The organism is Shewanella sp. 10N.286.54.B9, from assembly GCF_041468565.1.
Classification (GTDB): Bacteria; Pseudomonadota; Gammaproteobacteria; order Enterobacterales; family Shewanellaceae; genus Shewanella.
The window spans coordinates 1-14091 of the sequence record NZ_JBFRIY010000066.1 but is presented as its reverse complement, the minus strand read 5'-3'; the positions used below and the strand labels follow the sequence as shown (position 1 = coordinate 14091).

General features: G+C 43.1%; 9 protein-coding genes. 1 reads left to right on the top strand and 8 read right to left on the bottom strand.

All coding sequences use genetic code 11. From position 1 onward, the window contains the following. Window positions 1–261: 261 nt before the first annotated feature. The 3 genes from AB4135_RS19695 to AB4135_RS19685 form a co-directional block, all read right to left on the bottom strand. Window positions 262–2256: a flavohemoglobin expression-modulating QEGLA motif protein gene (locus AB4135_RS19695; RefSeq protein WP_371995138.1), complete on the bottom strand. Its 1995-nt coding sequence runs from the start codon at window positions 2254–2256 to the stop codon at window positions 262–264. Further along, window positions 2240–3277, bottom strand: coding sequence for a glutathione synthase (gene gshB / locus AB4135_RS19690; protein ID WP_371995137.1), 1038 nt, complete (start codon window positions 3275–3277; stop codon window positions 2240–2242). The genes AB4135_RS19695 and gshB overlap by 17 nt, the downstream gene beginning before the upstream one ends. A gap of 367 nt (window positions 3278–3644) precedes the next feature. Next, window positions 3645–5234, bottom strand: coding sequence for a PepSY-associated TM helix domain-containing protein (locus AB4135_RS19685; RefSeq protein ID WP_371995136.1), 1590 nt, complete (start codon window positions 5232–5234; stop codon window positions 3645–3647). 731 nt (window positions 5235–5965) lie between these two features. On the opposite strand from AB4135_RS19685, the gene AB4135_RS19680 reads away from it, so the two are divergent. Next, a complete protein-coding gene (locus AB4135_RS19680) occupies window positions 5966–8332 on the top strand; it encodes a TonB-dependent receptor (protein WP_371995135.1) in 2367 nt (788 codons plus the stop codon). A 97-nt stretch (window positions 8333–8429) separates the two neighbouring features. On the opposite strand, the gene AB4135_RS19675 is transcribed toward AB4135_RS19680, so the two are convergent. The 5 genes from AB4135_RS19675 to AB4135_RS19655 form a co-directional block, all read right to left on the bottom strand. After that, window positions 8430–8852 (bottom strand): hypothetical protein, encoded by a 423-nt coding sequence (locus AB4135_RS19675; RefSeq protein ID WP_371995139.1) that lies wholly within the window; start codon window positions 8850–8852, stop codon window positions 8430–8432. A gap of 446 nt (window positions 8853–9298) precedes the next feature. Next, the gene (locus tag AB4135_RS19670) at window positions 9299–11464 is read right to left on the bottom strand and encodes a c-type cytochrome (protein ID WP_371995134.1); all 2166 of its coding nucleotides are present in this window, start codon (window positions 11462–11464) and stop codon (window positions 9299–9301) included. A gap of 1 nt (window position 11465) precedes the next feature. Further along, window positions 11466–12080 carry a cbb3-type cytochrome c oxidase subunit II gene (locus AB4135_RS19665; RefSeq protein WP_371995133.1) on the bottom strand — a complete coding sequence of 205 codons (615 nt, stop codon included), beginning with the start codon at window positions 12078–12080 and terminating at the stop codon, window positions 11466–11468. Then, entirely contained in the window at window positions 12070–13488 is a 1419-nt protein-coding gene (gene ccoN / locus AB4135_RS19660) for a cytochrome-c oxidase, cbb3-type subunit I (RefSeq protein WP_371995132.1), read from the bottom strand. The genes AB4135_RS19665 and ccoN overlap by 11 nt, the downstream gene beginning before the upstream one ends. A gap of 3 nt (window positions 13489–13491) precedes the next feature. Continuing rightward, the gene (locus AB4135_RS19655) at window positions 13492–13824 is read right to left on the bottom strand and encodes a cytochrome c (RefSeq protein WP_371995131.1); all 333 of its coding nucleotides are present in this window, start codon (window positions 13822–13824) and stop codon (window positions 13492–13494) included. Window positions 13825–14091: the final 267 nt, after the last annotated feature.

The following is a 14091-nucleotide window of genomic DNA, read 5'->3' as shown; positions in this document are numbered from 1 at the left end:
CTATTTTTACTGTGTTGTAGACTATTTGTGGAGAATAACTAAACGGCATAGCCTCCGCCTTGTCAAAATAGCCAATAAACTGCGGCAAAAACAACCGTGAAAGATCAACAGCCCCTAGTCATTCTGCTACAGGTCAACGTTCAACCGCTCAATATGCAAGCACTTATAATGGAGAGTGCGCCAGCAGAGGTTGAGTAGCGGAAAGTAAAAAACGCCCTACTTCGTAATAGAAGTAAGGCGTTTTATCTGATAAAGCTGGTTTTAACGAATCGCTGATACCAGATAATCTATCACTGCAGTTTCTGCTGTCGAACAATGCTTTAGTTCAAACAGCGGCACTGGCTTTTCAAGCATGTTTCGCTCAACCATTTCACTGATAATGGGCAAATCCAATATCCCCGCTTTACCAACAAGTAAATTATCAAGCGGTGTACGTTTGCTTAAATTAACGATGTCCCTAAAGCCTTTTAGGTAGAGGAAATCCTTAGTAAAGCCACCACCGCGATAGACGCGGGTCGTTAAGGTAAATGCCTGCTCGGTTGTTTGCCCGTATTGCCGCATTAATGTCTGGAACGTCATCGAGAAATCCCGCTGTTCCAACATTAAATTAACGGCAACCACTCGCAGCGCCAGAATTTTAAGCCTATTGAGGGTTAAATTCCCCGAGCAATATTCGCTGTAAATGGCCACGCCTTCTTGAGTATGCGTATTACCCACCAAACCTAAAGACAACACTCGCAGCGGTTGACGTCTAGCATTCATGGTCGTCAACATGTGCACACCTAATTCATGGTAAGCAAAGGCGATCAGCTCTTTCGCTGAGAACATGGCATCTTTGTTAATTAACAAACTGCCCTTGTCATTGTCCACCATCGCTTTAGCGACAATCCGTGAAGACTTTTCAACTTTACACTTAAGTCCCCATTCATCTGCCTGCGTTTGAAACGATTTAACCGCATAATCAGCATCATAGATTGCGATGTCGTCATCGCCCGCAATGGCGGGTGCTCGCAGCAAAAACTCAGCGTTAGCAATATCATCTTTATCTGGCTGACCGTAATATTTCAGCGAGTTATAGACAAAATCGTCAGTGCCAATCGAACACAGCAGATCAATTTTAGTTGCTAAGTTATCAATTACATGACGATAAAGCTGTTGAATATCGGCATCCATGACATTTTCAACCGGTAGCTTATATAGCTGCTCACGAAATTGATATGGATTAATATTCAACTGCTTATAGCTAAACTCGGGCGCCGCTGCGCCTTTTTTTGCTAAAAACTTTTTACGTTCACTGGCGATATTAATCGGGTTAATGTATTTCAGTGTGGCGACATTATTAGCCAACTTAAATAAGCTTTTATCAAGTGACAAAATCTCTGGCGACAGTGTCGATGATAAAAGGTCAACATTACGCACCGACTTGCGCTTACCAAAGCGGCGCATGAAGTAGGCTGCAGTTTCTGATATCGCCAGCTTAACGCCCGCTTTTAACTCCTCTAATACCAACGGGTATAACTCGCCCGTGGTTTCATCCATGAACACTTTTTTTACTTCAACTGGCAACACTAATGTATTGTCAAAATGGGCATTTACATGAGCGATTAAATAACCACGCCCTTGAAACACCTCATCGGTCGCTGCGCGCACCACGAGGTTAGGCAGCTCGATTCTATTGAGCTGTTTTTCAAAGTGATGACAAGTGGCTCCCCAACGCTCAATATCTATCTGACTAGTGCCAATATTGAATGTCGGTGTGTCTGCCTCAATTCGTTGATGGTTATAAGAGTGCATATCAAACACAATACTGTTTTTAAACTGCTGCTCTAGTTTTGCTATCAGCGCCGCCAACACATTGTAGAAAGACTGATGTTTAGCATGACTTTCACTACGCTGCTTGGGTGTTAATGGTTTCTGCCATACTTGCTTATTCCAAGCGGTCTTAAAATAGGTCGATAACGCTTTGGGGCGGTTCAAGTCATATTCAAAACGTGAGTCATTGCCTATTAGTACAATAGGAAAAGACGACAGCAGCTCATCAGTATAGGGATCTTCCTCATAAAATCGTTCCGGTTTTGTCAGCAAAAAACTTTTATTCAAATCATCTCGCAGACGATGACCATTATGAATTGCTGTACAGACAACCGGGGAATACTCGTCAACCTTAACGATATACGATCCGTTATTAACTTCAGCGTGAAAACACTCGCCTTTATTGATTAATGCTATGCACTCTTTTTCAGTTAATGTGAGCATCTTCAATCGCCTTTCTAAACGCTGTCTTTTTGGTGTTTAACGCCTCTTTGGCATTAACTACACTCTCAACAAAATCGATGACTTTCTTTTGCAACTTAACGTTGTTCAACTTGTTGATGCGCATAATCCCGCCAGGGCTTTGTACGTTAACCTCAATCAATTTCTCATTGATGACGTCAATCCCGACAAAGAACAATCCATCACGTACCAGCTTAGGACCAATATGTTTGCAAAGTGCTTTTTCATTCTTGGTCAACGTATGTTTTACAACACTGCCACCAGCATGAATGTTAGAGCGCACCTCACCAGAAGCAGGAATACGCTTCATGGCACCAATAGGCTCACCGTTTAACATCAAAATACGCACATCGCCTTGCTCAGCGCCCTCGACATATTCTTGTAAAATAACGTAGTTGCCACCCTTGCCGTTGTTGATGTAAAACTCAAGCAACGAATGAAAGCTCTTTTGAGCCGCTTTTTCTACCAAGATCACACCTTGACCGCCAAAGCCATCAAGCGGCTTCATAATCATCTTGTCGGTCTTAGACTCTCGCAACACTTCCTCTAAGTACTCAGGTGTCTTTGACACATGCGTCACCGGAATAAACTTATTGTCAGGGTCGTCAAAAGACGCGGTATATAGCTTATTGTTGGCTATTCGCAACCCATCAATATCATTCATGATAAATACGTCATCACGCACCGAATCAAGAAAGTTAAGCGCGATGGTGTCCAAAGGCGGATTTGCTCGCATAATGATGCTGTCAAAACCGGCTAACGGTAAACGCAGTGTTTTAAACTCCGCCTTCTTATAAAAAGAAACGATGTTATTAGGCGTTGGCAGCTCTTTACTAAACACGCGACAATAAGCACTGGCTTCAGTGTCGCGCATAGTCAGATCACTTGTTGTAGCGAGTGCCACCGTATGCCCACGCGCCACACACTCATGAATGAGACGTAAAGTCGTATCGGTTTCGGGCTCAATATTTTTCCATGGATACATTAGAAATAATATATTCATTGAACTTTCCTATAAAATGGAATGCTCTATCTTTCTTGGGGTCATGAGACTTTGGGAGGTGTAGAGTATTCAAAATAAACAACACAATGACCCAGGTAAAATGACCTAAATCAGACTATGGCATCTATCTATCAATACAAGTTGAACTAGATAAGGCGGCGTAATTTACACCAATTTTTAGGATTGTAAAATAAAATTTTACAGGTGAACGATAATATTTACTAAGACATTGAAATTCATTGCATTTACTTTATATAAAACATAGGCAACCTATTCGGCAAGTATATATAACATACTAAAAAACAGAATTAGCGCAGCGTAACACTGCGCTTTTGTGGCGCCGATGAGCCATTAAACATAGCGTAAACTATGAGCCTTCAAACACCCTTGGCGAGGCAACATTGTCCGCTTGAATCGGTTTAAATACATTCAGTTTGCTCACTACCCATAAACCCAAACAGATAAACAATAGTAAGCCGACTTCCACAGCAAACACTGATTGAAAACCTGATTGCCAAAGTAGCAACAGTTGCGAACCGAACAACACCCAATCAGCCACAAGTGTCGCGCCAAGAATGACAACGGCGGCGAGGATCATCTGTGCCAAATAACGTTTTTGATCGGCGACGATATAGGCGAACACCATGGCAAGCAATAAACTGCCGACAAAACCGTACACCAGCCAGTCTGCACGCTGCGACATGCTTGCTGGTAGCACCCGCTCGATAAAGAAAGCTGCAGCCGTTGCCAGCACTAAGCCACCACAGCCACCTAGCGTTAGCCCTCGTATAATACACATACTTCGCTGCGAAACATTCTGCTGTGCAGCTCTTTTATCCAACCACAGCATATTACCAATAACAATCATTGCGCAGATAGCAAGCGACAAAATGAAATAGATAATCCGCACATCAACGCCAGCAAAATCACCAAAATGTAGCGTTGCTATAATCTCCCTACCTTTGCGGAATACATTGTAGTTACTGATATCGGTCTTATTGAGTAATTCGCCGGTTTTAACCCGATAGAAAAACTCATCCTTTTGAGAGAAGTTAACTAAGTCATTACCTCTTAGCTGAATAATGGCCGCTTCATCGCCATAATTATAAAAAATAACATTCCGCAAGTGAAAATCATCTCGCTGCCTCACCTCGTCGATAATCTGGTATGCACTGCTCATGTCGATTGTTTTTTCGATTTGCGGTTCATCAAACAACGTAAATCCAGCATCTTTAAATAAGGTGTCTTGATCGCCTTGATAGATAAATAGCACAAAGGCAATTTGATAAATTATCGCTAAATTAAACACTAAACCACTGATGGCATACATCAAGGTAAATGGCAGCGTCATCACTCCAACCACATTATGCAGATCTAACAATTTATCGCGGCGGTTCTTATCATGCCTATATAAAAAGAAGTGTTTGAATAACTTTTTCGCATGAATAAACACCCCAGAAACCAAGGCAAAAAGGAAAAACAAACTAATAATACCAATTAGATAGGTTCCTCCAGGCAAGTTAAGGTTGTAATGTAGCTGATAGAGAAAGTCTGCTAAGAAGAAGTCTTCTTTATCTGCCACACTTTGCCCCGTTTTAGGGTCGACCAACAGTGACACAACCTCGCCATGCTCTTCTTCTTTTCCCTCGGCGCGGACTAAATCCAAATACACTTTATAGTAAGGATCATGCTCAGACGGCATTTGTACCATCAAGTGCTCTTTATAATCGAAATCATGCAGAGCTAACTTGTTTTCAACAAGCTGCTTTAAAGGAAGGTCTTGCTGCTCTACTGCAACGGGAAACTGTGGTAACAGCGCCCACTGCTTTACTTCTTCATAAAAAAGTGTCACTGCTCCCGCCCAAAATATAAGGAACAGTAACGGTGAAATAATCACACCAATCCAGCTATGGGATTCAGTGAGGTTTTTGATCAACTTATTCTGAGGTTTTTTCATTATTTGAGTATTCATAGCGGAGTATACGACCAAAAGAGAACTGCATTAACAACCAGCGACAATATCAACAACTTGCCGCAAGCAAAGGCAACATCTTTACCATTGTTAAAGCTGTAACAATAAACCATAACGGCGACCCAAATAACGAATCCAGATAACAGGCCAAGTAACAGTTTTATATCTATAGCCAAGGGAAAAAGCAGATAAAGACTCAGCATAATACTCACCGAGAGTAATAAACCACCTAAAAAAGCGATAATCGATTTAGGCCACATTTTTAGTGCCCTCCCAGTAAAAATAGACTCGAAAAAAAGCTCATTCCGAGGGAAAAAACCAATACACTGCGGTAATTCGCATGTGCTGAAACCACCACTAACGTCAGCCACATCGCCATAATTAACAACATCGTTATTAACATGGCGACAATGAAACCGTATTGACTTGTAAAGAGACTCGTCGCCAACACCAGCGCAACCGCAAAACCACTCCAAACAACAGCCTTTGGCAGATTACAACTTATAAGCCTCTGTTTATTAGATGATAAATAACAAAAAAAACAGGCCAACCAAAGTAACAAAGTGCCCACAAAAATCATAAAACCAGCCCCAAAGATAATACAAATGATAACGATTTGTATTTATTATCGTAAATGCGTTGTAAGAATTCAAGATAATTGTGATAGCATTCTGCGCCAAATCAAATAGCAATCATTATCATTTGGGCGATATACCATGGGATCATCTAAGTTAAACCCAATCACCAACACAATTCGCTTTGGGCTCGTTATTCCAGCCTCTTTAACTTGTCTATCGGTCATGGCAGATGACAACGTCGACACAACAAACATCGAACGCATCATGGTTACCGGTCAGAAAATTGCTCGCTCAGTACAAGAGACGACCACCAGTGTTGCCGTGCTAACAGAGAAGCAGATGGAGCAGGAAAATATTAATGATTTTCGTGAAGTGTTAATCAATACCGCTAATGCTCTAGTCACTGGTAATCGTAGCTTTAGTATTCGTGGTATTGATGGTTTTAACGTGTCGGGTGGAGGAAATAGTTTCTTAGCCAGTGTCTACGTAGACGGGGCCCCTTTGCCAGAGCGCATGATTTATGGTGGTGGCTTTTCAACTTGGGACGCTAAACAAGTTGAAATATTGCGAGGCCCACAATCTACTTTACAAGGACGTAATGCGTTAGCGGGCGCAGTCATCATGACGACCCAAGCACCAACCCAAGATTGGCAAGGAAAATATCAGTTAACGGTAGGTGAAAATGGTCAACGAGAGATTGGCGTTGCAATTGGTGGGGGCCTTATCGAAGATGAACTTTCATTTCGTTTTAGTGGCGAAAAGAGAGAGATTGATGGTTATATCGAAAACCTAGTACGCGATGAAGCTGCCGATTATCGTGAAGACGGCACTTACCGATTAAAGCTGCTATATCAGCCATCGGCAATGCCTGAGTTTTCAGCTCAACTCGGTTATACCCGTGCCAATAGTGAGCATGGTCATACAGCGGTAGAAATTGCTCAAGGTCAAAATCCATTTGAAAATCGCTATGTTTACAATAACGATGAAAGAACAGAGGCTGTCGATGCCGACGTACTGGTGTTGGAGCTAAACTATGACTTAAGTGATTATTGGGCACTTGGCTCCTACACCACTTGGTCTAGTGTCGATACACAATTTACTTGGGACTCTGACTTCTTGGCAATCGAGGGAAGTGAATTTCCAGAAGATACCGGCAGCATTTCTAACTATAACAATACAACCGACTCGCTCAGTCAAGAGCTGAGGCTGACCTTTGAGTACGATGATTTTAGCGGCATTATCGGTGCGTATTATTTCAATACCGACATCGATGACCACTCTAACGGTTTAAGTAACTTAAAGCTAAACCGCTTAGGGCTGACAAGTGATATTTTACAAGCAAGGTACGGTTTAAGCCAACCTATCGCTGATCTAGTGGTTAACCAATATGCTGAGTTTAACCCCGCTCACACGAGCGCACTAACGTCATCACAACAGACCGTGTCCAGCTATGCACTGTTTGCTGATGCCGTTTGGAATATCACTGAAAAGTGGGATATTTTTGGCGGTATTCGCTTTGACCATGAAAAACAAGAAACTCAAAATGACGCCCAGTACATCATTTTAAATAAAGATAAAATGCCTGATCCAGCCAGTTATATGGGCACCCCTTATGAAGATATCACACCTTTAATCGCCGGTATTAACCAGCAGTTTTATGATTTAGCTACGAATGCTTCAACAGCCACCCCGCAAATTAATAATGACTTTAATACCATTTTGCCAAAATTAGGCGTGAGCTATCATTGGACTGAGGACTTAATCACCAGTTTTTCTTTCCAAAAGGGCTACCGTTCAGGCGGAGTTGGCATTAATAATGCTCGTGGAGAGGTGTTTGAGTATGACCCAGAATATACTGATAACTTTGAGTTTTCACTACGTTCAATATGGTTAGATGGTGACCTAGTTGCCAATGCCAACGTGTTTTATGTGGACTGGCGCGATCAACAAGTAAATGTACAGCTTTCACCCAACCGTTATGACAGTGAGACAGTTAATGCGGGTCAATCAACCGTGAAAGGCTTTGAACTTGAACTTAATTACCAAGTAACTCACCAGCTAGCACTTTATGCCTCAATAGGGCAATCAAAGACCGAGTTTACTGAATTTGTAATTTCCATTCCGACTGAAACCACGCCCATTGTGAATGACTTATCGGGTCGTCAATTTACCGCGCCGGAGTGGACAGGTAACATCGGCGCTACCTACACCGCCGATAATGGTATTTTCGCTAACCTCAATGCCAACTACGCAGACAGTGCGCCAGTTAAGGTCGATCCGTACCGTGAAGGATATAAAGAAGGTGACGCTCTGTTTGATCCATACAACGACAGCCGCACACTGGTGAATATGCAGATAGGCTATGAATGGCAAAACGTAGGGGTTTACTTACAAGCTAAGAACTTATTTGATGAAGAGTACATTACCAATAAGTTTACTCGTACGCCGGCGTTAGGCGAACCAAGACAGTTTGCTCTGACAGTACGCGGAGAGTTCAGCCTTTAATAACGCAAAATAGTAAGATTGAGTTGAGTAACTCGCAAGCAGGCCGTATAGCTAGAGACTGGCTAAACGGCCTGCTTGTATGAAAGTATATAAACCACTATTTGCAGACGCACTTAGCGGATTGAGCGCAAGGGGCTGCTGCAGCAACGCTGCACATACCACTAGTGCTACCGGTACCAACACACCACGCATTACAGTCAAATGTATCAGGGTGTCCGGTGTCATTAGTATGGGCATGAAGTACATCTTTGCCTGGATTAGATTCCACCAGCAAGCCGTCTGGCAGACAAGCTTCACCAAACATTCTGCCGTTTGCGACTCCCTTATCATCAGTACCAATATGGCAACCTGCAACACCAGGTGCTACCCCGTCACTATCTTTCCACCAAGTCTTTTTCCCTTCCATCCAATCACTGGGTTTAAAAGCAAATACTCCTTTAGCACCGGGCATATCCTTCGCGCCACTCGATGGCGCTGTATCATGACTATCGCCAGCTATAACGTTGACAGAAAACACCATACACAACAGCAATACAACTGTTTTTAGATAACTCATACACATCCCTTTAGTCCTTTTAGCTCATGCGAAATTGCATATTCGCGGCCAGATCAAATAGGACAACTCCCCAAACTGCAGACCTTTTCGCAGTATAAAATACTGCAATAAAAGCTAGCAGTGGCATGCCGAATTATCAAGTTAGCATCATTCATGCATAAGCTGTTTGGCTTATACTACTGTGCTATAGCCGACCACCCTATGCAGCAAAGATTTACTAAATGACGCTAGCCCCGTTTGGTATAATTTCAGCCCTATAGAGCAAGCACAACTGCTGGTATTTTTAGCCACCTTAACCGATGGAAATTTGCTAACTGATAAAAAATTTAGCGAGCCCTTTATTCGCTCCCCCTCGTGATACGCATAAAAAAGCCTGCATTTGCAGGCTTTTAATCATGCCTATAAACTCGTTAATCAATATTGATATCAGTATCTTTATGATCATACATGTCAGGTGTGGTGTGTAGGTTACCCGCAAAACCCGCTTTCTCTAACTGCTGGCGCACCGCTTTAACCTGCTCTGCCGTTACAGGTTCCTCACGGCCACCCAAATATAAGCGTACAAAGCTAATGAGTTTTGCTAACTCGCTATCGGTAAGCACATTTTGAAAGCTAGTCATTGGCATAAAGTTACGTTCTTCATCCAGATAGGTTGGCGCTAAACCACGGATCGTCACCGCAATAGTATTGAACGGGTCACTGTGCATGATAATGCCATTATTAAGCAGAGTTGGCGCAATTGGATCGCGACCTTTACCATCTTCTCCATGACAAGCCCCACAGGTATCCGCATACATGGCAAAAGCTTCAAATTGTTCCGTTGAATATGACTCCGCCACAAAGCCTGTAGGTGATAACTGCTCTTGCCCATCGGGAATAGTGTTATGAACATCACCCACCAATAAATAGCGTGATATCGCCTCAATATCATCACGAGTCATCAAGCTGGTACTATTTTTCACTACATCCGCCATACCGGCAAAGGCTGAACCTTTAGAAGAGTGCCCCGTGTGCAGAAAGTCTGTCAGTGACTCAATATCCCACCTATCTTCATGCAGTTCTTGAGCTGAAATATTGGGTGCATTCCAGCCATCAATAATATTGCCTTGGAATATTTTTTCAGGGATCAAAGCCTGTGCCAAATTTCTAGGGGTATGACATTCAGAGCAATGGCCTAACCCCATCACCCAATACTTACCCTTTTGCCACTGCTTGAGTTCATGCTCATTAAGTTCCGCATGTTCAGGGGCGCTATAAGACAATGGTTCGGTATCCATAAACACCAGGTTCCAACCCAATAAGCCTTGGCGGATATTGGACGGAAACATCATCTCATTGGCATCATTTTGCCTTGGCACCGCTGTTATCGACTGTAGGTAACTCCATAAATCTTGAGTGTCTTGTTCGGTTAAATACTGATAAGAAGTGTAAGGCATTGCCGGATACAGATAGCCATGTTTGCCTTTGCCATCAAATAGCGCAGCTTTAAACTCCGCATAGTCATTATCGCCGATCCCTTCACTGAAGTGCGGGGTAATATTGGTTGAATAGATGGTGCCAAAAGGCGTTTTAAATGGCAGCCCACCAGCAAAGCGCTCGCCACTTTCAGAGCTATGGCAAGCAACACAATCCCCCGCATTGGCAAGATACTCACCTCTGGCGACAGAGTCAGCATCGAGCGCTGCAAGTTTGGCGTCATAAGCGATTCTTTGCTCGGTAATATAAGCGCCAATGGCCAACACTTCATTGCGGCTTAACTGTTCAGCAAAAGCTGGCATCAGGTTATTCAGACCAAATTCGATGGTATGTTTTATCTCCTCAATGCTGCCGCCATGCAGCCAAATGTCATCCGATAATACTGGCGCACCTATTTCAATATTGGCCACCGTACCGTCGCCATGACAGCTGGAACAATACTGCACAAATATCTCTTTACCCAGATCAATTTTCACTTGCGGAGCATTTAGGTTTCTGCGCTGTAAGGACGCGATGTAATAGGACATTTTAAGAATTTGATCTTCCGACAAGATGCCTTTCCAACCAGGCATCGCACCATGACGGCCATGTTCGATAGAGTGGATAATATCTTTTTCAGTTCCGCCATAAAGCCATTCATTATCTGTAAGATTGGGGAAATGCTTTTGCCCTTGCGCATTAGCACGATGACATGCCGCGCAATGGTTTTGAAACAACAACTCGCCGCTTTTGGTAACTTTCGGGTTAGCAGCTAATGTTCCTAGACTGAGATCGCTTAAAGGTGCTATTTGCATATCTAAGTCAGTCGTCGGCGAGCTCAGCGCATCGTCGATCTGCTTCCAGCCCATTAAACCAGCCCAGTTTCCTAGACCTGGATATAAGACTAAGAATCCTGCAGAAATAATAAATGCTATTAGGTAAGCCAGGTAAAAAATGCGTGGCGGAGGTGCATCGTTTTCATCAATACCGTCAAAGCTCTCAATGGTTTTATCTTTATCGGCAGTATGCTCAGTTCGCCAGTATTTAATGACCACCAACGCCATAAATGCGAGAAAGATGAAGATGAATACAATCACCCAGGTGTTCCAGAAAACAGTCATATCAACGCTCCTGATCGCTGGCAGTGTCATTCCCTAAGCTTTGTAAGTAGTGAATCAAAGCTTCTCCTTTTGTCACCCCTTTCACAGCAAGACGCGAACGCTCTATCTCACTCTCAGTGTAAGGCACACCTAACCCCTGTAGGACGCGCATCTTATTTTCAATCTCGTCCCCTGATAATACTTGTCTGAATAACCACGGATAACTAGGCATCAAAGAGGTAGGTACTACCTGTCTTGGATTAATAAGGTGTAATCTTTGCCATTGCGCTGAATATTTCCGTCCCAGATTAGTCAAATCAGGACCGGTTCTTTTCGACCCCCAAAGGTTAGGGAATTCATAAATATCATCCCCCTCCTTATTCGCTCGACCATCACGTTTTATTTCAGGCTCAATGCCTCGCACCATCTGTGTGTGACAAACATGACAACCTTCGCTGATATAAACATCTCTGCCCGCGACTTCTAATGCGGTTAGTGGTTTGGCTAACGACGTCGCTCTAATTTCATCGGTGCGAACAAGGTTAGGTACCACCAGCACCAATATAGAAAAACTGGCAACCACGATAGTTGAAATAATCAGGATAACAACCGAATGGGTAAAGTCTTTACTTAGCATCAGCGACTTCCTCCTGCTCTAGCGAAACGGTTTTGTAGAGATTAAATGCCATCAGAAGCAGACCCGTTACAAAACATGCACCGCCAAAGAATCGAACAAATAACCAAGGTGCTTTAAAGTCCATTGCTTCAACAAAGCTGTAGACAAGTGAGCCATTTTCTTGCTGTGCTAACCACATGTAACCTTCACCAATCCCTGCAACCCAAAGCGCAATGGCATAAAGCGCCACCCCTACATGGGCTAACCAGAAATGCCATTTGAGCATTCGATTTGACCAAAGCTGAGTCTTACCCCACAACCGCGGAATAAAGTAATAGAAAGTTGCAATACCCGACATACCAACCCAACCCAGCGCTGCCGAATGTACATGACCAATAATCCATTCAGTGTTATGTGCCACCATGTTAAACCAGCGAATTGCCAGTAACGGCCCTTCAAATGTCGCCAAACAGTAATAGAGAATTGCCGACATGAAAAACCACATAATGTAATCAGTCTTAAGCTTTTGCTTGTTTTGCAATAAGGTCATGGCGCTGTTAAATGCCCCAGCCCAGGAGGGAAGCCACAGGATCAGTGACATTACAATACCGATATTCTGCACCCACACTGGCACAGATGAGTAGAGTAGATGATGGGTTCCGGCCCAAGTATAAAAGCCGACCAATCCCCAGAAATGGATAACGGATAACCGGTATGAATAGATCGGACGTTCAGAGATTTTAGGAATAAAATAGTAGTTCATACCAATGATGCCAGCCGTTAGTAAAAACCCAACGGCATTGTGTCCCCACCACCACTGAACAATGGCATCTTGTGCACCGGCAAATACCGAATAGGATTTCATGAACGATGCTGGCATTGCCAAATTATTAAGCACAAAAATAAGTGCCACCACAATAATGAAGGCACCAAAGAACCAGTTTGCAACGAAGATATGATTAACCTTTCTTTTTGCTATCGTGCCAAAAAACAATACCGCGTATAGCACCCATACCAACACAATCAGTAAATCAATGGGCCACTCTAGCTCTGCATATTCTTTACTTGAGGTGTACCCCATAGGCAAAGTGACTAAAGCCAAGAACAACACTAATTGCCAGCCCCAAAAAACCATCCAAGACAGGCTTTGATTAAACAATTTGGTCTGGCCGGTTCTTTGCACTATATAGAGCGAAGTTCCCATCAACATATTGACCACAAACCCGTAGATCACCCCCGAGGTATGTAGCGGTCTTAGGCGCCCGAACTGGATATATTCAGAATCAAAATTGAGCACAGGCCAGTACAGTTGAGCTGCCAGTACCACACCAATAAACATTCCAGCAATGGACCAAGCCACCGCTGCCACAATAAAATAACGGACAACTTTTACGTCATAAAGCTCCATGCCCGGTGACATATGTGACATATACTATTCCCCTTCCTTTTTGGTACCCAATACAGAAAAATAATAGGCTATATCTTTGATATCCTGCTCGGATAACGCATCAGCTTGCTGCTGCATTAAAATTGCCAGACCACTGGTACGCTGCCGTGATTTATAATCTTTGAGAGAAGAGATCAAATAACCCACTTTTTGACCACGCAAATTGGGGTAAGGATCGAGAGTCGATATGCCATCTTCACCATGACATGTCATACAAACTTTGGCCTTTTGCTTACCAATTTCAAATGTCGGTTCGTAATCAGCCTTAACATTCAAGGCTAAAAATGAAAGCACGATTAGCAGGATTATTCGATTCATTAGCTATCTCTTATTTTAAAAGGCACCCTATTGAAACTAGTATGGATTGCTCAATTTGCCAGCTATAACATTTAAATAACCTTACGTAGCGATAGCGAAATTGGTTCACAACCTGAAGTAATTAACAAGGGGCTGTTGATCTTTCACGGTTGTTTTTGCCGCAGTTTATTGGCTATTTTGACAAGGCGGAGGCTATGCCGTTTAGTTATTCTCCACAAATAGTCTACAACACAGTAAAAATAGCCAAGAAACGCGGCCCTTTGGGTT

Bases quoted from the DNA above. Each gene is read 5' to 3' on its own strand.
- AB4135_RS19695 (WP_371995138.1), bottom strand. From the start codon at position 2,256: ATGCTCACATTAACTGAAAAAGAGTGCATAGCATTAATCAATAAAGGC.
- gshB (WP_371995137.1), bottom strand. From the start codon at position 3,277: ATGAATATATTATTTCTAATGTATCCATGGAAAAATATTGAGCCCGAA.
- AB4135_RS19685 (WP_371995136.1), bottom strand. From the start codon at position 5,234: ATGAAAAAACCTCAGAATAAGTTGATCAAAAACCTCACTGAATCCCAT.
- AB4135_RS19680 (WP_371995135.1), top strand. From the start codon at position 5,966: ATGGGATCATCTAAGTTAAACCCAATCACCAACACAATTCGCTTTGGG.
- AB4135_RS19675 (WP_371995139.1), bottom strand. From the start codon at position 8,852: ATGGTGTTTTCTGTCAACGTTATAGCTGGCGATAGTCATGATACAGCG.
- AB4135_RS19670 (WP_371995134.1), bottom strand. From the start codon at position 11,464: ATGACTGTTTTCTGGAACACCTGGGTGATTGTATTCATCTTCATCTTT.
- AB4135_RS19665 (WP_371995133.1), bottom strand. From the start codon at position 12,080: ATGCTAAGTAAAGACTTTACCCATTCGGTTGTTATCCTGATTATTTCA.
- ccoN (WP_371995132.1), bottom strand. From the start codon at position 13,488: ATGTCACATATGTCACCGGGCATGGAGCTTTATGACGTAAAAGTTGTC.
- AB4135_RS19655 (WP_371995131.1), bottom strand. From the start codon at position 13,824: ATGAATCGAATAATCCTGCTAATCGTGCTTTCATTTTTAGCCTTGAAT.